At 59.9% G+C, this 19,086-nt stretch carries 20 protein-coding genes; 4 read left to right on the top strand and 16 right to left on the bottom strand.

What is annotated here, in order from left to right:
* Positions 1 to 54: 54 nt before the first annotated feature.
* The 8 genes from AC1965_RS00910 to AC1965_RS00875 all read right to left on the bottom strand — a co-directional run bounded on the left by AC1965_RS00910 (position 55) and on the right by AC1965_RS00875 (position 8,372).
* Complete coding sequence (locus tag AC1965_RS00910) at positions 55 to 1,647, bottom strand: ABC transporter substrate-binding protein (RefSeq protein ID WP_483885434.1); 1,593 nt, start codon at positions 1,645 to 1,647, stop codon at positions 55 to 57.
* 71 nt (positions 1,648 to 1,718) lie between these two features.
* Entirely contained in the window at positions 1,719 to 2,282 is a 564-nt protein-coding gene (locus AC1965_RS00905) for a helix-turn-helix domain-containing protein (RefSeq protein ID WP_483885433.1), read from the bottom strand.
* Between the two features lie 227 nt (positions 2,283 to 2,509).
* A complete protein-coding gene (locus tag AC1965_RS00900) occupies positions 2,510 to 3,316 on the bottom strand; it encodes a metallophosphoesterase family protein (protein ID WP_483885432.1) in 807 nt (268 codons plus the stop codon).
* Positions 3,313 to 4,101: an ATP-binding cassette domain-containing protein gene (locus tag AC1965_RS00895; protein ID WP_483885431.1), complete on the bottom strand. Its 789-nt coding sequence runs from the start codon at positions 4,099 to 4,101 to the stop codon at positions 3,313 to 3,315. Before AC1965_RS00895 ends, AC1965_RS00900 begins: the two co-directional genes overlap by 4 nt.
* Complete coding sequence (locus AC1965_RS00890; protein ID WP_483885430.1) at positions 4,094 to 5,068, bottom strand: ABC transporter ATP-binding protein; 975 nt, start codon at positions 5,066 to 5,068, stop codon at positions 4,094 to 4,096. Before AC1965_RS00890 ends, AC1965_RS00895 begins: the two co-directional genes overlap by 8 nt.
* Positions 5,069 to 5,887, bottom strand: coding sequence for an ABC transporter permease (locus AC1965_RS00885; protein WP_483885429.1), 819 nt, complete (start codon positions 5,885 to 5,887; stop codon positions 5,069 to 5,071).
* Positions 5,884 to 6,828 (bottom strand): ABC transporter permease, encoded by a 945-nt coding sequence (locus AC1965_RS00880; protein ID WP_483885428.1) that lies wholly within the window; start codon positions 6,826 to 6,828, stop codon positions 5,884 to 5,886. The genes AC1965_RS00885 and AC1965_RS00880 overlap by 4 nt, the downstream gene beginning before the upstream one ends.
* 50 nt (positions 6,829 to 6,878) lie before the next feature.
* Positions 6,879 to 8,372, bottom strand: a complete 1,494-nt coding sequence (locus AC1965_RS00875) for an ABC transporter substrate-binding protein (RefSeq protein ID WP_483885427.1) — start codon at positions 8,370 to 8,372, stop codon at positions 6,879 to 6,881.
* 491 nt (positions 8,373 to 8,863) lie between these two features.
* On the opposite strand from AC1965_RS00875, the gene AC1965_RS00870 reads away from it, so the two are divergent.
* Positions 8,864 to 10,006 carry an NAD(P)/FAD-dependent oxidoreductase gene (locus tag AC1965_RS00870; RefSeq protein WP_483885426.1) on the top strand — a complete coding sequence of 381 codons (1,143 nt, stop codon included), beginning with the start codon at positions 8,864 to 8,866 and terminating at the stop codon, positions 10,004 to 10,006.
* A gap of 85 nt (positions 10,007 to 10,091) precedes the next feature.
* On the opposite strand, the gene rlmN is transcribed toward AC1965_RS00870, so the two are convergent.
* Positions 10,092 to 11,285 (bottom strand): dual-specificity RNA methyltransferase RlmN, encoded by a 1,194-nt coding sequence (rlmN, locus tag AC1965_RS00865; protein ID WP_483885425.1) that lies wholly within the window; start codon positions 11,283 to 11,285, stop codon positions 10,092 to 10,094.
* Between the two features lie 150 nt (positions 11,286 to 11,435).
* A complete protein-coding gene (locus AC1965_RS00860) occupies positions 11,436 to 11,966 on the bottom strand; it encodes an invasion associated locus B family protein (protein ID WP_483885424.1) in 531 nt (176 codons plus the stop codon).
* 179 nt (positions 11,967 to 12,145) lie between these two features.
* On the opposite strand from AC1965_RS00860, the gene AC1965_RS00855 reads away from it, so the two are divergent.
* Positions 12,146 to 13,126 carry an asparaginase gene (locus tag AC1965_RS00855; protein WP_483885423.1) on the top strand — a complete coding sequence of 327 codons (981 nt, stop codon included), beginning with the start codon at positions 12,146 to 12,148 and terminating at the stop codon, positions 13,124 to 13,126.
* 73 nt (positions 13,127 to 13,199) lie between these two features.
* Here AC1965_RS00855 and AC1965_RS00850 read toward each other — a convergent pair whose 3' ends face one another.
* The 4 genes from AC1965_RS00850 to serB are packed head-to-tail and all read right to left on the bottom strand — an operon-like array spanning position 13,200 to position 15,216.
* Complete coding sequence (locus AC1965_RS00850) at positions 13,200 to 13,514, bottom strand: YciI family protein (RefSeq protein ID WP_483885422.1); 315 nt, start codon at positions 13,512 to 13,514, stop codon at positions 13,200 to 13,202.
* 21 nt (positions 13,515 to 13,535) lie between these two features.
* Positions 13,536 to 13,970 carry an SRPBCC family protein gene (locus tag AC1965_RS00845; RefSeq protein ID WP_483885421.1) on the bottom strand — a complete coding sequence of 145 codons (435 nt, stop codon included), beginning with the start codon at positions 13,968 to 13,970 and terminating at the stop codon, positions 13,536 to 13,538.
* A complete protein-coding gene (locus tag AC1965_RS00840; protein ID WP_483885420.1) occupies positions 13,960 to 14,292 on the bottom strand; it encodes an ArsR/SmtB family transcription factor in 333 nt (110 codons plus the stop codon). Before AC1965_RS00840 ends, AC1965_RS00845 begins: the two co-directional genes overlap by 11 nt.
* Before the next feature lie 48 nt (positions 14,293 to 14,340).
* Entirely contained in the window at positions 14,341 to 15,216 is an 876-nt protein-coding gene (gene serB / locus AC1965_RS00835) for a phosphoserine phosphatase SerB (protein ID WP_483885419.1), read from the bottom strand.
* A 158-nt stretch (positions 15,217 to 15,374) separates the two neighbouring features.
* On the opposite strand from serB, the gene AC1965_RS00830 reads away from it, so the two are divergent.
* Complete coding sequence (locus AC1965_RS00830) at positions 15,375 to 16,514, top strand: phosphoserine transaminase (RefSeq protein ID WP_483885418.1); 1,140 nt, start codon at positions 15,375 to 15,377, stop codon at positions 16,512 to 16,514.
* Between the two features lie 55 nt (positions 16,515 to 16,569).
* Positions 16,570 to 18,165, top strand: a complete 1,596-nt coding sequence (gene serA / locus AC1965_RS00825) for a phosphoglycerate dehydrogenase (RefSeq protein ID WP_483885417.1) — start codon at positions 16,570 to 16,572, stop codon at positions 18,163 to 18,165.
* Between the two features lie 50 nt (positions 18,166 to 18,215).
* Here serA and AC1965_RS00820 read toward each other — a convergent pair whose 3' ends face one another.
* Together AC1965_RS00820 and AC1965_RS00815 are read right to left on the bottom strand one after the other, a co-directional pair.
* Positions 18,216 to 18,590, bottom strand: a complete 375-nt coding sequence (locus tag AC1965_RS00820; protein WP_483885416.1) for a hypothetical protein — start codon at positions 18,588 to 18,590, stop codon at positions 18,216 to 18,218.
* Positions 18,591 to 18,611: 21 nt separating this feature from the next.
* Positions 18,612 to 19,064, bottom strand: coding sequence for a cupin domain-containing protein (locus tag AC1965_RS00815; RefSeq protein WP_483885415.1), 453 nt, complete (start codon positions 19,062 to 19,064; stop codon positions 18,612 to 18,614).
* Between the last annotated feature and the right edge of the window lie 22 nt (positions 19,065 to 19,086).

The raw sequence follows: 19,086 nt of genomic DNA, 5'->3' as shown, positions 1-19,086 counted from the left end.
TAAAAGGAGGGGGCGGCACGACATGCCACCCCCCAACTCATTTTCTATGCAGAGTTACTGCGACAGACCAACCTGGTTGAAGATGTGGCCACCCAGCGGGTGAACAACATAGCCTTCAACTTCGGGACGCATGGTCATGTAGACAACCGAATGCGCGATGGTCGCCCAAGGGGCCTGATCCTTGAAGATAACCTGTGCCTCTTCGTAAAGTTTCGCACGCTCTTCCTGCGTTGGCAGAACCTTGGCTTTCTGGATCAGTGCATCAAACTCTTCGTTGCACCACTGGGCGCGGTTCGAACGGCCAACACCGTCACAGCCCAGCAAAACGGCCAGGAAGTTGTCTGGATCGCCATTGTCACCAGTCCAACCCAGCAGCACGGCACCGTCACGGTCCTCTGCTTTCGACCGCTCAAGGTACTCGCCCCACTCGTAGGACACGATCTCAACTGTCACGCCGACCTTTGCAAAATCTTCCTGCATCAGTTCTGCCATACGGCGGGCGTTCGGGTTGTAAGGACGCTGTACGGGCATGGCCCAGATCTTCAGGGTCAGATCGGACACGCCTTCAGCTTCCAACATCGCCTTGGCTGCTTCCGGGTCATAGCTGTCGTCTTCAACTGCAGCGTTGTAGGACCACATGGTCGGTGGGATCGGGTTCTTGGCGATTTCGCCGGAGCCTTGGAACACCACGTCGATGATCGACTGCTTGTCGATCGCCATGTTCAGCGCTTTGCGCACCTTGGCGTTGTCGAATGGCGCGACCTTGGTGTTATAGGCCAGATAGCCCACGTTCAGACCTTCTTGCTCCATCACTACGATGTCTTCGGCGTCTTTCATTGCCTGAACATCAGCAGGGTTTGGATAGGCAGTCACGTGACATTCGCCCGCCTGAACCTTCTGGTAGCGAACCGATGCATCCGGCGTGATCGCGAAGATCAGGCTTTCGACCTTGGCTTTGTCGCCCCAGTACTCATCGTTACGCAGATAGCGAATGACCGCATCTTTCTGGTACGCTTGGAACGTGAATGGGCCGGTGCCGATCGGCGCTTGGTTCACCATCTCAGGTGTGCCAGCTTCGAGCATTGCATCGGCATATTCTTTGGACACGATCGAAGCAAAATCCATCGCCATGTTGGCGATGATTGGTGCCTCGGCGCGGGTCAGGTTGAAGACGACAGTATAATCATCGACCTTCTCAATGCTCTCGATCAGCTCTGGCATCGACATGGAACCAAAGTATTCCCATGTGCCGCCGGAAACCTGATTGTAGGGGTTCTCGGGGTTGCCCTGACGGTCAAAGCTGAAAATCACGTCATCCGCGTTGAAATCGCGCGTTGGCGTGAACTGGTCGTTGGAGTGAAACTTGACCCCCTGACGCAGCTTGAAGGTGATGGTCTTGCCATCCTCAGAGACTTCCCAGCTTTCGGCCAGGGCCGGGATGGTCTCAGTTGTGCCGACCTTGAATTCCGCCAGACGGTTGTAGATCGGGTGGCTGGAGGCATCAAAGGTGGTGCCGGCGGTGTACAGCGCCGGGTCAAACCCCTCGGGGGAGCCTTCGGAGCAGTAGACCAGCGATTGGGCCGATGCAGCCGACGCACCCAGCGCGGCAAGCAAGGCGCCAGTGGCCAGTTTGGTTGTAAAAGACATGTTTTTCTCTCTCTCCTGATTTATCGATTGTTCGTGGCGGCGGATATCCTCGCCGCGGGGTTGTGCGCCCGTTATGGGCGCAACGGCACAAGCCGGGGTGTCATTGCACCCACGTCTGGCCGTATCTGCTGAAGCTCACCGGATTGGTCGTAGTGCATAAGCCCTACCCACAGTAACCGCGCCTGTCGGTCGGCCTTGTTTGACCACGAATGCGGACTGGTTCCAAGAAAATGCATGCTATCGCCCTGCGTCATAACATATTCGCTGCCATCAACGACCTGAGCAATTTCGCCGTCCAGAATATAAACTATCTCTTCACCTTCATGGACCACCTGCTCAGACGCATAACCCGGCGGCACGATCATGATATACGACGTTAGTTCATGGCCGGGGAAGTCTGCGCCGATCTGTTCGTATTCCATTGATGACCCATCCAGCGAAAACCGCGCTCGCTGGCCGCCTCGTGTCAGGCTGTCCTGTGTGCGTGGGGTGTGGATAAAGAAACTGACCTCGACCTGCATCGCCGCCGCGACCTGCGACAGGGTGCCAAGAGACGGCGTCGCCAACCCGCGCTCCACCTGGCTCAGATACCCAACGGACACGCCCGATGCCGCGCCCAATTGCTGAAGCGTCATGGATAAACGATGTCGCTGTTTGCGAATCCGCGGGCCCAGTTCGGTCACGCTATCGCGCTTTGCAGGCGGCAAATATCTTCTCCCTGTGGCCTGTCCGATCTTGTCGCCGGAGGTGACCATTTATTTTTCACCATTGTGTGAAAGTAAAATCGCTTAGGGTCAACAATAATTTTTTTACCTATGCCGCCTCAGCCAGGATTGGCCGGACTTGCACCTGAACCGATCATTTACCGAAAGGCAGCAAGCCGTGTCCGATCAATCAATCCCAATTCTCGCCCCGCTGGGCTGAGCGGCACAAAGGACACCGACAAACCGGAGGGTCGCCAATCGCCAAGCCCGAAACCGGTGCCTTCGACGATACGCAGATCGGTGGTCTCCATCAGGTCCACCGTGGAATGTAGGCCGTTTGAAATAACCACCGGGATGCCGTGCCAATGGCTTACCTGGTTGATATGCACATGCCCCGACAGGATGCCTGCCACATCGCGCCCGCGCAACAGATCCGCCAGTCGTTCTGAACTATCCGTGTCCAGACTGCCCCAGACCAAAGCATCAGGATCAACGCGCGGCGGGTGGTGCATAACGATCAGCTTTGCCATCTCTGGATGCCGACCTAAAGCCGCCGCAAGATAGTCGAACTGCGCCGCATCAATCGCGCCGGCCACCCGCCCCGGCACGCTGCTGTCTAGTGTGATGACATGCAGATCGCCGTGGGACGAATCATGAAAATAGGGGGCGTCGCCCACGCCCGGACTAAATACCGCATTGAACGCTGCCCGTTTGTCGTGATTCCCCAGCGCGAGTATCAGCGGCACACGTAGCCTGGCGAATGTATCGCGCACCAACTCATAGCTTTGTACATCGCCCTGGTTGGTCAGATCACCGCTGGCCACCACGAAATCGGGCTGCGGGGTCATGTCGTTGATCACCGCCACCACACGCCTCAGCGTTTCGGGCGTGTCCGACTGCAAATGCGCATCATCGGCGTCGGGGTGCGAAACATGCAGGTCGGTCAGATGGACAAAGCGGGTCATGGGCGTACTCCTGCGGCCTTCAGCAGGGTTTTGGTATAAGGGTGCTTTGGTGCGCGCAATACCTCGATAGCCGTGCCCGTCTCGAGGGTCCTGCCATGCTGCAAAACGAGCAAATGATCACAGATCGACGCCACCACAGCGAGATCATGGCTGATGAACAATATCCCCAGCCCCAGATCGTCTTGCAGATCCATCAACAGGTTCAGGATTTGCGCCTGCACTGACACATCCAACGCCGATACCGCCTCGTCTGCCACCAGCAATGCAGGGCGCGTCACGATGGCCCGCGCAATTGCGATACGCTGGCGTTGCCCGCCGGAAAACTCGTGCGGATACTTGCCCGCATCACCGGGGTGCAGCCCGACCTGATCCAGCACGTCGGCCACACGGCGCGGCGTATTGGCATCCGCGCCGATGGCGCGCAGGGGTTCGGCAATCGACCACCCCACCCGGCGGCGTGGGTCGAGCGAGCCAAACGGGTCCTGAAACACCATCTGGAACTGCTGCCGCAGCTTTCGCAATCCACTGGCAGACGTGGTGTTGAGGTTCTGCCCCTGAAACAGCACGTCACCCGCGTCTGGCCGCTCGAACGCCATGATCATCCGGGCCAGCGTCGATTTACCCGATCCGCTTTCGCCTACCACCCCAAGCGTTTCGCCAGCGCGCAAAGTAAAACTGGCATTCTCAACCGCGGTCAGCACCGGGGGTCGGCGCAGCAAAGATTTGCGCGGCAGGTGGTAGCGACGGGTCAGATTGCAGACCTCTAGCAAAGGCACGTCAGACATTACGGGCCTCCTCCATCAGAAAACATGCTGCTCTGCGATGCTGATCAGTCTCACGCATTTCCGGTTTCTGTGAGGCGCAGTGTGGTAACTCGACGGGGCATCGCCCGGCAAAACGGCACCCCTCCGGCAGTTGATCCAAGGGCGGCACACTGCCCGGGATTGTCGGCAACCGCCGCCGCTTGCCCGCTGCGTCCCGTGCCAATACAGTCGGGTCAGGCCGCGCGCCCAACAGGCCCTGTGTATAGGGATGCAACGGTGCAGAGAGCACTTGATCCGTCGGTCCATGCTCAACCATATCGCCGCCGTACATCACCACGATATCGCGCGTGGCGCGGGACACGGCGGCCAAGTCGTGACTGATGAACACCAACGCCATGTCGCGCTCTTGGGCCAGCCGCACCAGCAAATCCGTAATCCGCAGCGCCACATTCGCATCCAGCGCAGTGGTCGGTTCGTCAGCGATCAGCAATGCCGGGTCGCAGGCCAGTGCCAGCGCGATCAGCACCCGCTGCCGCTGCCCGCCCGACAGCTCATGCGGAAACTGACGCAGCCGTGCGGCTGGATCGGGGATGCCCACCTCATCAAACAGGGCAAGCGCCTTGTTTAGTGCCTGTTTTCGGCTCAACCCATCATGCAGCATCATCGGTTCGATAACCGTATCGCCAACCCGCCGCAGCGGGTTCAGCGCCGCCATCGGCTCTTGGAAGATCATAGCGACCCGCCGCGCCCGCAGCGCCTGCCATTCGGCCTCACGCGCGTTGGACATGTCCCGCCCGTCGATGCGCAACTTGCCAGTTAGATGTGCGCTGTCGGGGGCCATTCCCATCAGACACAACGCCAACAAGGTCTTGCCCGACCCGCTTTCGCCGACAACGCCCAGCCGGTCACCCCGACGGATCACCAACATCGCATTCCGCAGCGCCGTCGCCTGTCCGAAATGGGCTGAAAGGTGATCCAGCTCAATCATTCAACGCTCCCGCACCAGCCGGGGATCGGTGATGTCGCGAAGCCCGTCGCCCAGCAGGCCAAACCCCAGCACCGCCGTCACAATGCACAGCCCCGGATAGACCGCCAGTTGTGGTGCGAGATACATCAACGTCTGCGCCTCTGACAACATCCGCCCCCAGCTCGACGCCGGCGGTTGCGCCCCAAGGCCAAGATAGCTCAGCGCCGCCTCGGCCAGAATCGCCACGGCAAATTCGATCGTGGCCTGCACGATGATCGCGGCGGCGACATTGGGCAGGATATGGTCGCGGCTGATGGCAAACCGCCCCATGCCTGCCGCCCGCGCCGCCGCCACGTAATCGCGCGTCCAAACTTGGTTGGCCGAGGCGCGCGTGACACGGGCAAAAATCGGGATATTGATGAACGAAATCGCCAGCACCGCATTGGTCAGCGATGGCCCGAACACCGCCGCCAGCATGATGGCAAACAACAAGGCCGGAAAGGCAAAGCCAAGATCGGCCAGTCGCATCACCCCATCCTCGACCCATCCACCCAGCGCGGACGCCAGCAGCCCCAGAGATACGCCGATTGACCCGCCCAGCAACACGGCAATCAGCGCCACCGTCATTGAATTGCGCGCCGCCGCCATCAATTGTGCCACCACATCGCGGCCCAACTGGTCGGTGCCCAGCCAATGGGTCGCCGTGGGCGCTGCAAACTTGTCCTTGATCGTCATCAGCGTGGGATCATGCGGCGTCCAGACCAGCGACAACGCAGCGATGGCCACCACGACGCTGACCAGCACCGCGCCCAAAATGAAGTTTGCAGGCAGCCGCGTCATGCCCGCGCCTTGAGCCGGGGGTCAATCACGACATAAAGCAGATCGACCACGAAATTTGCGGTCACCACGATGGCCGCAAACAGCATTACCAGCGCCTGTACCGTCGGCAGATCGCGGTTGGCGATGGATTGAAAGATTAACCGCCCCAGCCCCGGCAGGTAAAACACGTTCTCGATCACGATTGTGCCTGTGACCAAGGCGGCAAATTGCATACCAACGATTGTGACAATCGGCACCAGCGCGTTGGGCAACACGTGCCGCCACAATATACGCCGTTGCGACAGACCACTCGCCCGCGCCGTCCGCACAAAATCCTGCCGCATCACCTCAAGCGCCGATGACCGTGTCACCCGCGCCAGCACTGCCGACTGCACCAGCGCAAGTGCGGCCGTGGGCAGCGCCAGCGACCGTATCGCGGCAATCGGATCAGACCACCCAGAAAACCCCCCCGGCGGCAGCCAGCGCAATTTCACCGCAAACAGCATGACCAGCAGGATCGACAGCCAGAACGCCGGCACCGCAATGCCCAACTGGCTGAGGAACATCACGCCCCAATCCCCAAATCTGCCGTGCTGTGCCGCGGCACCAACCCCCAGCGACAGTGCCAGAACCAGCGTCACCACCATCCCTGCTACAGCCAGTGAAACGGTCATCGGCAACCGCTCTGCGATCAGCGTGGCCACGGGCACCCGAAACGAATGGCTGATGCCAAAATCGCCCTGCAGCGCCTGCCAGATCCAAGAGAAATACCGCGTGACCAACGGTTCATTCAGCCCCAACTGGTCGCGCAATGCAGCCAGTGCATCCTCGGTCGCGTCCATACCCAGAATGGTCAGCGCCGGATCGCCCGGCAGTACATTCATCACAGCAAAAACAACCACCGACACCGCAAGCAGCGTCAGTACAAACCCCAGCGTGCGGCGAAAAAGGAAATATACCATGCGTCAGGTCCAGAGGCCGCAACAGCACAAGGCCGCCGCAGCCACACCGATTAATTGGCGATACTGACACCCTTCAAAGGCATGTAAAGCACTGGCGAAGATGCCCAATAGCCTTCGACCTCTTTGCGGAAAACACTCAGCAGCGGCATCTGAAACAAGAAGGCATGCACCGACTGATCCGACAACATCTGCTGGCCCTGCTTGAGCAATTCGTCACGTTTGGCTGCGTCCACCTCGGTTTGGATACTGTTCCAAAGGGCGGTAAAGTCGGCGTCATCGTAGCCATAGAAATAGTCCGGCCCGCGCGCAAAATTTCCCATATCGTTGGGGCTCGTATGGGCGATGATCGTCATATCGTAATTCTTTTTCTTATAGACTTCGTCGATCCAGAACCCCCATTCCACATTCTCGACCTTGGCATCAATCCCGGCAGCAGCCAGTTCCGCCTGAATGATCTCGGCGGACCGGGTGGCATAAGGAAACGGCGGCACGCGCAATGTCATGGTCTGGCCCGCAACACCTGCTGCCTCAAACATCGCCTTGGCCTCCTCGGTGTCGTGTGGATAGGCCCCCGTCAGATCGACATAGGCGGTGCCATGGGGCGGATAAAAGCTGCCGATGGGCACGGCTTGACCGTACATCGCCCCGTCGATGATCTCTTCGCGGTCGATTGCCGTGGCCACGGCGCGACGTACCTCGACATTATCAAACGGTGCCTTGGCGTTGTTCATCGCCAGAATGACCTCACCCTCTGTCGACCCGACATTCACGCGAAACCGCGGATCGGATTGGAATTGTGGCAACAGCTCGGGCGCGGGGAAACCGGGAAATGCGTCCAACTCTTCGGCCAACATAGCGGCGGTTGCGGCCGCCGGGTCGGAGATGAACCGGAACGTCACCTTATCCAGCGCCACATCGCCCGCATCGCGGTAATCGGGGTTCTTGACCAGCGTCAGCCGATCCCCCCGCGTCCAGTTGTCAAACCTGAAAGGCCCGGTGCCCACGGGTGCGGTATTATTTGTCTCGACGCTTTCGGCGGCAATGATCGCACTGTCACCCTGCCCCATATTGAACAGGAAAAACGCATCCTTGCCACTTAGCTTGATCTCAACAGTCTGCGGATCGACCGCGCTAACGCTTTCGATCGGCTCGAAAATATCCTTTGACGGGTTCACGCTGCCGTCGCCCATGGCGCGGTCAAACGAAAACACCACGTCTGCTGCATCCAGCGCCGTACCGTCGTGAAACGTCACCCCTTCGACCAGATGGAATGTGTAGGTCAGACCGTCTTCCGACACCTCCCAGCTTTCGGCAAGGTTCGGCTGTACCTCACCGTTTTCGGCGACGATTGTCAGCGATTCGAATACGTTCTGCGTCATCATGCCATCAATCGACGCCGTGGCATCCGCTGTCGGGTCTAACGACGTGGGCTCTTGCTGCAATCCGATCACCAGATCGGCAGCCTGGGCCGCACCGGCCATCAGACCAAATCCGAGACCAAGCGCCAGAACGGGAAAAACGGTGGGTTGGGGCAAACGGTACATGAGCAGACCTCCTTGTGGCATGAGGCAGCCACGACCAGATCAGCCGCCTTTGCCCCCTATAGATTGCGCGCCTACCGCCGAGGGGTCAACGCCTTTGCACCACCGCCCAGAAATTTCGCAAATCCTTTACAAATCGGCAACTTAGCTCCCGCCATAGTAGAAAAGCCGCGTGTTGCGCACTTAACATACCCACACCAATCCTCGCATCCGAATCCCCCGACTTTGGTATAGATACGCCCGATCGACCCACCGCATTGGAAACAGTCCCCCGGCGTTTGATCGACCCAATCACCCCCCTTGAACCACAACGTCACAGCCCCATTTGCACACCACAGGGTAACGCCACACGCTGCCTGGATTGGATTCCCGTGCAACACCTTCAACCGGCAACAGGCGCGCATCGGCCGCACCTTCCCGGTTTAAAACTAGAAAGTTATACCTTTTACGTGTTGAAACCCGGTGTTAGCATTCCACCCAAAGGAGAGCTGACAATGGGTGATACGGCAGCGACCTTTGATTGCATTGTGGTCGGGGCGGGCATCGCCGGCGCCTCGGTGGCCGCAGAACTGGCCGCGCATCGCCGCGTGTTGTTGGTCGAGCGTGAAACCATGCCGGGCCGCCATTCAACGGGGCGGTCTGCCGCGTTGTTCACCGAAACCTATGGCCCTCCGGTAATACGGGCAATGTCGCGCGCCTCTGCCAGTTTTTTCCACACCCCGGATAGCCCACACGTGGATCATCCGCTGCTGCGCCCCCGAAGCGTGGTCTTCGTCGCCCGCGACGATCAGATGGATGTGCTTTCGGATCAATATGTCGCGCTACAACCCCACGTCGAACTCATGACAGTGCGCGAGATCGAGGCCGAAGTGCCCCTGCTTCGACGCGGCCATGCCGCCGCGGGCCTGCGCGATGTCACCGCAGCCGACATCGACGTAAATGCCCTGCACCAGCACTACCTGCGCAGCTTTCGCGCTGCGGGTGGCACGCTTTGCCTTGATGCCGAAGTGCGCGCGGTTCAGCGAAAAAATGGGGCGTGGCAGATCGAAACCAAGGCGGGAAACTTTGCTGCGCCCGTGGTCATCAATGCCGCCGGAGCCTGGGCCGACGAACTGGCCGAACTGGCCGGCGTGCGCCCTGCGGGCTTGACGCCGAAACGCCGCACCGTGCTGATCGTGGCGGGCCCAGACGGCATGAACGTAGATGACTGGCCCATGGTTGTGGACGTCGAAGAAGAGTTTTATCTCAAACCCGACGCCGGTAAGCTATTGATTTCGCCCGCCGATGAAGCGCCCAGCGCGCCCTGCGATGCCCAGCCAGAAGAACTGGATATCGCCATCTGCGTCGACCGTATTCAAAACGCCTTTAACTTGCCCATGCGGCGGATCGAAAACAAATGGGCCGGGCTGCGAAGCTTCCTGCCCGACGGCGATCCCGTGGTCGGATATGACCCCCAAGCCGAAGGCTTTTTCTGGCTCGCTGGTCAAGGCGGTTATGGCATCCAAACCGCGCCCGCCATGGCCCGCACGGCCGCCGCGCTGGTGATGCATCAGGATATCCCAGACGATATCGCCGCCCAAGGCGTTACCATCAGCGCCCTCGCCCGCGAACGCAAAGGTCTCTCGGAACCGCGCTAGGCTGGCTTGGCTTTTTTCGACCAAAAATACCCTCGGGGGGCTGGCCCCCCGGGGCCGGTTTGATCGCGCGGACGGTACGAAATACTTAGCTGTCCAAACCGGCCTCAGCCGCGATTTCCTTGCGCGACTTGCGCGCCCGCTCAGTCGCCGATTTCAACTGACCGCAGGCCGCCATAATATCCTCGCCGCGCGGCTTACGTACCGGGCTGGCATAACCGGCCTGATATACGATCTCCGAGAAGGCGCGGATGCGGTTGTTCGAGGACCGCTTGTAAGGTGCGCCGGGCCATTCATTAAAGGGGATCAGGTTGATCTTGGCGGGGATGCCACGGATCAGCTCGACCAGCCGATGCGCATCGGCGTCGCTGTCATTTACCCCCTCCAGCATCACATATTCAAAGGTGATCCGTTCGGAATTGCTGACCTTGGGGTATTCCCGCAGTGCCCCTAGCAGTTCGGCGATGTTCCAGCGTTTATTGATCGGCACCAGCTTGTTGCGCACCTCATCCGTGGTGGCGTGAAATGACACCGCCAACTGGCAGCCGATCTCGGCCGCAGTACGGTGAATTTCCGGCACTACGCCAGAGGTCGAAAGGGTGATCCGGCGGCGCGACAACTGGATGCCTTCGGCGTCCATGGCGATTTTCATCGCGTCGCGCACGTTCTCAAAGTTATACAGCGGCTCGCCCATGCCCATCAGAACGATATTGGACAACAGGCGCGGCCCCTCTTTCAGCGGTCCCTGCTCCGGCCATTCACCCAGATCATCCCGTGCCACCATGACCTGACCAATAATCTCGGCGGCGGTCAGGTTGCGCACCAACTTCTGCGTACCAGTGTGACAGAACGAACACGTTAGTGTGCAGCCCACCTGGCTCGATACGCATAGCGTGCCGCGGCCTTCTTCGGGGATGTAGACGACCTCAACCTCATGCCCGCCAGCGATCCGCACCAGATATTTCCGCGTGCCGTCTTCGCTGAGCTGCTTGGTTACAACTTCCGGCACCGCGATTACAAAGGCCTCAGCCAGTTCGGCGCGAAACGCTTTCGACAGGTTGGTCATACTGTCAAAGTCGCGCACACCCCACTGATAGATCCACTGCCAGATCTGCCCAACCCGCATCTTGGCCTGCTTTTCTGGCGTGCCATGGGCGATCAACGCGGCACGCATGGCCTCGCGGGTCAGACCCACCAGATTGATTGGCCCCTCCGGCAATTTACGCGGAATTGTCATCACATCTTGGGTGATGGGCGCGGATGGCGTGTCAGATACAGACATGGAAGAATCTCCGATCAGAGTAGATGGGCCTCTATATAAGGTTCCGCGCCATTTGCAAAAGGAGTCGGCCCAAGGGCTGCCGCGATACCGGCACAAAACAAAACAGCCCCGCAGTGTGCAGGGCTGTCACGTCGATCAGTGCTGCGTGACTTACCCGCCGCAGCGCTTTTCCGCATCCTCGACAGCAGCGGTAAAGCCCAGCAAGGAAAAGGTGTCCTGAGTTTGGGTGCCACGCCCGGACTTGCCGGTTAGCACCGCATCAGCACCGCGTTTCATCGCCGTGATGATCTTGTTGTCGTCCTCTGTCGTCGCAGGCCAAGCCCACTCGCCCTCAGTAAACAGCTCGAACTGCGTGCCCGAGACGTTCATATTGACGGTCGACCCCGATGCAAAGGGATAGCCACCGGTAAAGGCCACCTGCCCCTTGGCACCTGCCGAAGGACGATAAAACACCATCAGCAAGGTCTGGCCGCGGTTCACCGCAACCACACGACCATCGCGCGAGTTCACCATTTCCTTTGGCGTCGACACGCCCCAGCATTCGGTCGGGTTATCTTCGACAAACACGCTCCAGTCGGTTTTCGCCGCCACCCGGTTTGTGCTTTGATCTTGTGCCCATGCACTGCTTGCCATCAGGGCCGTAACCCCCAACGCAAGACCACATGCTTTCATCATTCCCATCTGTCCAGCCTCCAGCCGTCCTTGACCTCAATCATCTACCAACCGCCCCTTGGCCCCCCTTGCGTGGGTTGCTCTCTTGCCAGCGCCTGTTATCTTCTCGACAACAATCATAATAACGTCAAACACGCGACAGACGAAAGCCTGATTGGCAGGTTTTCGCCCACTAAAAGGATGAATTGATGGTGAACCCGGCTCCCTTTGCTGAAATATGGCGCGGTCCCTTCCTCGAAAGCGTACATTCCGGCCATGCGGTGATCTGCGATGACAGCGGCCAGATCGTCGAGGCATGGGGGAATCCCGAGGCCGTGATCCTGCCACGCTCGTCATCAAAGATGCTGCAAGCCTTGCCGCTGATCACCTCGGGGGCCGCCGATGCCGCCGGGCTGAGCACCGAACAACTCGCACTGGCCTGTGCGTCACATCAGGGGGCGGCGATCCATACCGACCGTGTTGGCGTCTGGCTGGATACACTGGGTCTGGATGACAGTGCCTTTCGTTGCGGCCCACAAGAACCCAACGACCGCGACGCCCGCGAATCCCTGATCCGCGCTCATGAAAGCCCATGCCAAATACATAACAACTGCTCCGGCAAACACGCAGGTTTTCTGACCCTCAGCAAACATCTGGGCGCGGGCCCTGAATATATCGACCTTGACCACCCGGTTCAGCGCGCCTGCCTCGACGCGTTTGAGGATGCGGTTGGCGAAACCTCGGCCGGGTATGGCATCGACGGCTGTTCCGCCCCGAACCACGCCAGCACCTTGCACGGCATGGCCCGCGCCATGGCGCGTTTTGCCGCAGCACCCGATGGATCGGCCGAGGCCCGCCTGCAGCAGGCGATGCGTCTACACCCGGAACTGGTCGCTGGCGAGGGCCGGGCCTGCACAGAGCTGATGCGCGCGATGGACGGCAAGGTGGCGCTAAAAACCGGGGCAGAGGGCTTCTTCATCGCGATTCTGCCGGACCGCAAATTGGGTATCGCGCTCAAGGCCGCCTGCGGCACCACCCGCGCCGCCGAATGCGCCATCACGGCACTGCTGGTGCGGTTGGGCGCGCTGGATGCAAACCACCCCGCCGCCCTAAAGCGCATGAACGCGCCGATCAAAAACTGGCGCGGCGTTGAAACGGGTATGCTGAAACCGGCGGCCGGGCTGGCCTGACCCATTCATCGGTGGCGCCTGCAGCCACCGACAGAAGGTATTTTTAGTCCAAAAAAGTGAAAATAGGGTCGCGCTACATCTCGACGATGGGCGCGACCTCGGCGGTGCCGGAACCATCGGCGACCATTGGACACCGCGCCGCCATCTTGCAGGCCGCGTCAATGTCGGCAGCGCGCACAATAGTGAAACCGGACAATGGATTGGGCCCACCGTCGTCCGTCACAGACTTGGCGCTGACCGTTTTGGACATGCCCACCGGATTTCCGGGGTGAACGACATTATCGCCCAACTCGGTATACCACGCCTCCCAGGCGGCCATCATCCGCGCGCCTTCTTCTTCGCTCTCGGGCATTTTGCCGCCATGGTAGGCAAACATGAAATCAGGCATCGTTCTTTCCTCCTTGGTTGGTTATTCGGCAAGCAGGCGTTCCAGCCTGTTCAGGGGTCCACCCCAGCCTTTTTCATGCTGGCGCGCCACGTCGTCATTTGGCAATGCACGGTGATCAATCGTCAGCCGCGCGCCCGTCGGTGTCTTCTCGACCGTAAACATCACATGGCTTTCCGGGCCGCGCTGATCATCGGGATCATGCCACCCCCAAGTAAAGCCGATGCTGTGCGGCGGGTCGACATGTGTCACCTGCCCGGACATTTTGAAACGGTTGCCTTCGTCGCTGATCATCACCGCGTGCCACGGGCCAAGGCGGCTGAAATCAAGTCGTTCGTCGGGAATCTGCATCCCGTCATGGCCCCACCATTGCATCAGTAACGCGTGGGTCGAAAGTGCCTTGAACAGGCGCGCAGGCGTCACCGCAAAGTCGCGCGCTAATCGGATATCAGTCATCATCGCCCCCGACCGTTTCTGCTAACACCGCTTCGAGCCGGTCCAGACCAGCCTCCCAAAAGGCGCGATGCGAAATGGTCCAGTCTGCCACGGCCTGGATCGCCTCCGGGGCTATGGCATAGACGCGGCTGGTGCCATCGACCCGCTGTGTCACGATGCCCGCCTGGCGCAAGACTTTCAGGTGGCGCGATACGGCTGGCCCGGATTTACCCACGTGATTGACCAGCACCCCTGCCGGCGCAGCACCCTGACGCATCAGGCGTTCGACCACTGCAAGGCGGGTCTCATCGGAAAGTGCGGCAAAGATGGGGGCAAGATGATTCATGCCCCCACTATTTAACAATGTGGTTAATTAATCAAGGTGCTAAATATTTCAGGTCGCAAAATCGTCGCGGGCATATCCCTGAATATATAACAGCGCGGTCAGATCGCCAAAGTTGATCCGCAGATCACATTGCGCTGCCACCGCCGGTTTTGCGTGCAACGCCACGCCCATACCCGCACGCTGCAACATGCCCAGATCATTGGCCCCGTCGCCCACGGCAATCACCTGATCCTCGGCCAACCCAAGCCGGGCGGTAATTTCCTCCAGCGCCGTCACCTTGGCCTCGCGCCCCAATATTGGCATGCCGACCTCACCCACCAGCACGTCATCCTGCACCAGCAACGTATTGGCGCGGTTTTCATCAAAGCCCAGCAACCCCGCCACTTTGGCCGTGAATGCGGTAAACCCGCCAGACACCAGTCCCGCATAGGCCCCGTCGCGCTTCATCGTCGCCAACAGGGTGCGTCCGCCGGGCATCAGGGTGATGCGCTCGGCCAGCACCTTGTCGATCACACTCACGTGCAACCCCTTGAGCAGCGCCACCCGTTCCTTCAACGCGCCGTCAAAATCCAATTCCCCATTCATCGCCCGCGCCGTGATCTCTTTGACCCGCGCACCTACACCCGCCTCTTCGGCCAGCTCGTCAATGCATTCCTGTTCGATCATTGTGCTGTCCATATCTGCCAGCAACATCTGCTTGCGCCGCCCCTCCGTCGGCACCACCACCAGATCAACGCCCAGCGCCTGACAGCTCTGCCAGACCTCCCAACGGTTCCCGGGCATTGCCCCCAGCGCAAATTCCGCCGCCACATCGGGCGCCAGCCAAACCGCATCGCCCCCACCCCAAGCATTGCGCAGGCTTTCCACCAGCGCCGGGTCCAGCGTGGGTGTGGTGGGGGAGGTCAGCAAAACAGCAGTATACATTCAAAAGTTTCCGATCCGCGCCAGAGGGTGCCGCAAAATGCGTCTTAGGCGGCGTCCTAGTCTCATTTTGCGACTTGTGCCAGCCCACGCCACCCCATAAGCCACGAGGCGGGACACCCTTCCCCAACGAAGGGCATTTATCTGTAAGGATAGCAGACATGACCATAGAACAACCGGCCACGCGGCCGATGAACCCGCGTTTTTCATCCGGCCCTTGTGCCAAAATCCCCACATTTGATCTGTCCAAACTCAGCGGCGCACCGCTGGGTCGCAGCCACCGTGCCGCCCCCGGCAAGGCGAAACTGCTGGACGCGATCGAAACCACGCGCGAGATCCTCGGCGTGCCTGCCGACTACCGCATCGGCATCGTGCCCGCCTCCGACACCGGCGCGTTCGAAATGGCCATGTGGTCCCTGCTAGGGCAACGCCCTGCCGAAATGGTCGCTTGGGAATCCTTCGGCGCGGGCTGGGTCACCGATGTGGTCAAACAGCTGAAAATCGACGCGCAAGTGCATACCGCTGAGTATGGCGAGATCGTCGACATGGCCGCGCTGAACTATGACAACGATGTCTGCTTTACATGGAACGGCACCACATCCGGCGTGCGGATGCCAAACGGCGATGCGATCCCTGCGGACCGCGCCGGCCTGACGCTCTGCGATGCCACCTCTGCCGCCTTCGCGATGGACCTGCCGTGGGACAAGCTCGATGTAACGACCTTCAGCTGGCAGAAAGTGCTGGGCGGCGAAGCAGCCCACGGCATGCTGATCCTGTCACCCCGCGCGGTGGAGCGGCTCGAATCCTACACCCCAGCCTGGCCCCTGCCGAAAATCTTTCGCCTGACCAAGGGCGGCAAGCTGATTGAGGGTATCTTCAAGGGTGAAACCATCAACACGCCGTCGATGCTCTGTGTCGAGGATTACCTGCTGGCGCTCGACTGGGCGAAATCCGTGGGTGGCCTCAAGGGGCTGATCGCCCGCGCCGATGCCAATACCAAGGCGATCAGCGATTTCGTCGCAAACCATGACTGGATTGATTTCCTCGCCAGTGATCCCGCAACACGGTCGAACACATCCGTCTGCCTACGCTTTACGGACACACGCATCAAAGACGGTGCCGCGTTTGCCAAAGCGGTCGCCAAACGTCTGGCCGATGAAGATGTGGCACTGGATGTCGGGGCCTACCGCGACGCCCCTGCGGGTCTGCGGATATGGTGTGGCGGCACGGTGGAAACATCCGATGTAGAGGCCATGCTGCCGTGGCTTTCTTGGGCGTTTGAGGCTGAAATCAACGCATAATTGTCGCGGGCCTCGGCCCTCGCCTCCCTATAATATTCAATAAAGGACCACCAACATGGCTCCCAAAGTACTCATCTCCGACAGCCTGTCGGAAGCCGCCGTTCAAATCTTTCGCGACCGTGGCATCGACGTCGATTTCCAGCCTGATCTGGGCAAGGACAAGGACAAACTGGCCGCCGTCATCGGCAACTACGATGGCCTCGCCATTCGGTCTGCCACCAAGGTAACGGAAAAAATCCTCGCCGCCGCACCCAATCTCAAGGTCATCGGCCGCGCCGGGATCGGCACCGATAACATCGACAAGGACGCCGCCTCCAAACAGGGCGTGATCGTGATGAACACGCCCTTTGGCAACATGATCACCACCGCCGAACACGCCATCGCGATGATGTTCGCCGTCGCCCGCCAAATCCCCGAGGCATCGGCCTCCACCCACGCAGGCAAATGGGAAAAGTCCAAATTCATGGGGGTTGAGCTGACAGGAAAGACCCTCGGCGTGATCGGTGCAGGCAACATCGGTGGCATCGTCTGCGACCGCGCCCGCGCATTGAAGATGAAGGTCATCGCCTACGACCCCTTCCTTGGCGAAGAAAAAGCCGAAGAAATGGGCGTCGAGAAGGTCGAGCTTGACGATCTGCTGGCCCGCGCCGATTTCATCACCCTGCACGTGCCTTACACCGATCAAACCGCCAATATCCTTGGCCGTGAAAACCTCGCCAAAACCAAACCCGGCGTGCGCATCATCAACTGCGCCCGTGGCGGTCTGGTGGACGAAGAAGCACTGGCAGAACTGCTGAAATCCGGCCACGTTGCCGGGGCCGCCTTTGACGTCTTCGCCGAAGAACCCGCCAAGGAAAACGTCCTGTTCAACCTGCCCAACGTGGTCTGCACCCCACACCTTGGCGCCGCCACCACCGAGGCACAGGAAAACGTGGCCCTGCAAGTGGCAGAACAGATGTCGGACTACCTGCTGACGGGTGCGGTGACCAACGCGCTAAACATGCCGTCGGTCACGGCAGAAGAAGCCAAGGTCATGGGCCCATGGGTCAAACTGGCGGGCCACTTGGGGGCATTCATCGGTCAGATGACGGATGAACCGATCAAGGCAATTAACATCCTTTACGACGGTTCGGTCGCGCAGATGAACCTCAAGGCGCTGAACTGTGGCGTTGTGGCGGGCATCATGAAACGCGCCAATCCGGATGTGAACATGGTCTCGGCCCCCGTGGTCGCCCGCGAAAAGGGCATCCAGATCAGCACCACCAATCAGGACAAATCCGGCGTCTTTGACGGCTATGTCAAAGTGACAGTGGTGACCGAAAAGCGTGAACGCTCCATCGCGGGTACGGTGTTTTCGGACGGCAAGCCGCGCTTCATCCAGATCAAGGGCATCCAGATCGACGCCGAAGTGGGCGAACACATGCTCTACACCACCAACGAAGATGTGCCGGGCATCATCGGCACCCTGGGTCAGACCATGGGCGAAAATGGCGTGAACATCGCCAACTTCACCCTTGGCCGTTCCGCTGCCAAGGGCGAAGCGATTGCCCTGCTCTATGTCGACGATGAAGTGCCCGCACCGGTGATCGCCAAACTCAAGGCGACAGGCATGTTCCGCCAAATCAAACCGCTGCAATTCGACGTGGCCTAAGCCACGGCTTTGAGAACCGAAAAGCGCCCCAAATCGGGGCGCTTTTCACATCAGGCTGTCGCAGCCCTGCTGCGCAAGACCACCACCAGAAAGGTAACGCCTGACAGCAGGCTAAGGATCGACCCGATCTTGGCCATTGCCTCCCCGCCACCGGTCAGTGCGATGGCAATACCGGGCACGATCACCACCAACCCCGCCAGCGCCAGCCCCAGATGCACCATTGCCAGACGGCTTTGCGCGGCTGTGGGCACCAGATGATAGTAGAACCCGAATATCGCAAAACTGACCCAGCCCAGCAGGTTCAGGTGCGCATGTGCAGGTGACAGACCATGATCGCCGCTCGCGGCCATCTGGATGCCCCATGCCATACCGATTAATACGGCAACCGTGCCGCATACCAAAAACGTAAATGAAATACCGCGCATAGGCAGGCAACCTTTCCGTATTTATGCCGCCGACAGGGGCGGGCCAGTGAATGTCAGATGGTACCGCGCTGCGCGCCGGGTGATTTCTTCCATATCGGCGGGGATCGCCAACTGATCGCGCCCCATCTCCATAAAGAAACCCTCGAACCCGCCCGGCGTTAGGATCACCAACTGGCGGCTTGGCTTTGGCCCCAGCACCCGAAAGGTATGTTCATGACCGCGCGGCACAAATACAGTCTCTCCCGCGCTGACGACCGATCGCGCGCCGTGCAGCATAAATTCGGCGCGGCCCGTCAGCATGACAAACGTTTCGTCCGCGTCCATGTGAACATGCAGGGGTGGGCCAGAATCAACCGGTGCCTCCGCGCTGACGATAGACATGGCCCCGCCGCTGGCCTGCTTGGAAAGGATGATCTCATATTGTGTCCCGAGCCAGTCCACTGACTCGGGACCGGAAAATGATTGGGTACTCAAATCGGCCTCCCTGAAAATCCTT

This window comes from Sulfitobacter sp. KMM 9851, from assembly GCF_057178245.1.
This window is presented reverse-complemented; position numbering and strand designations above follow the sequence as displayed.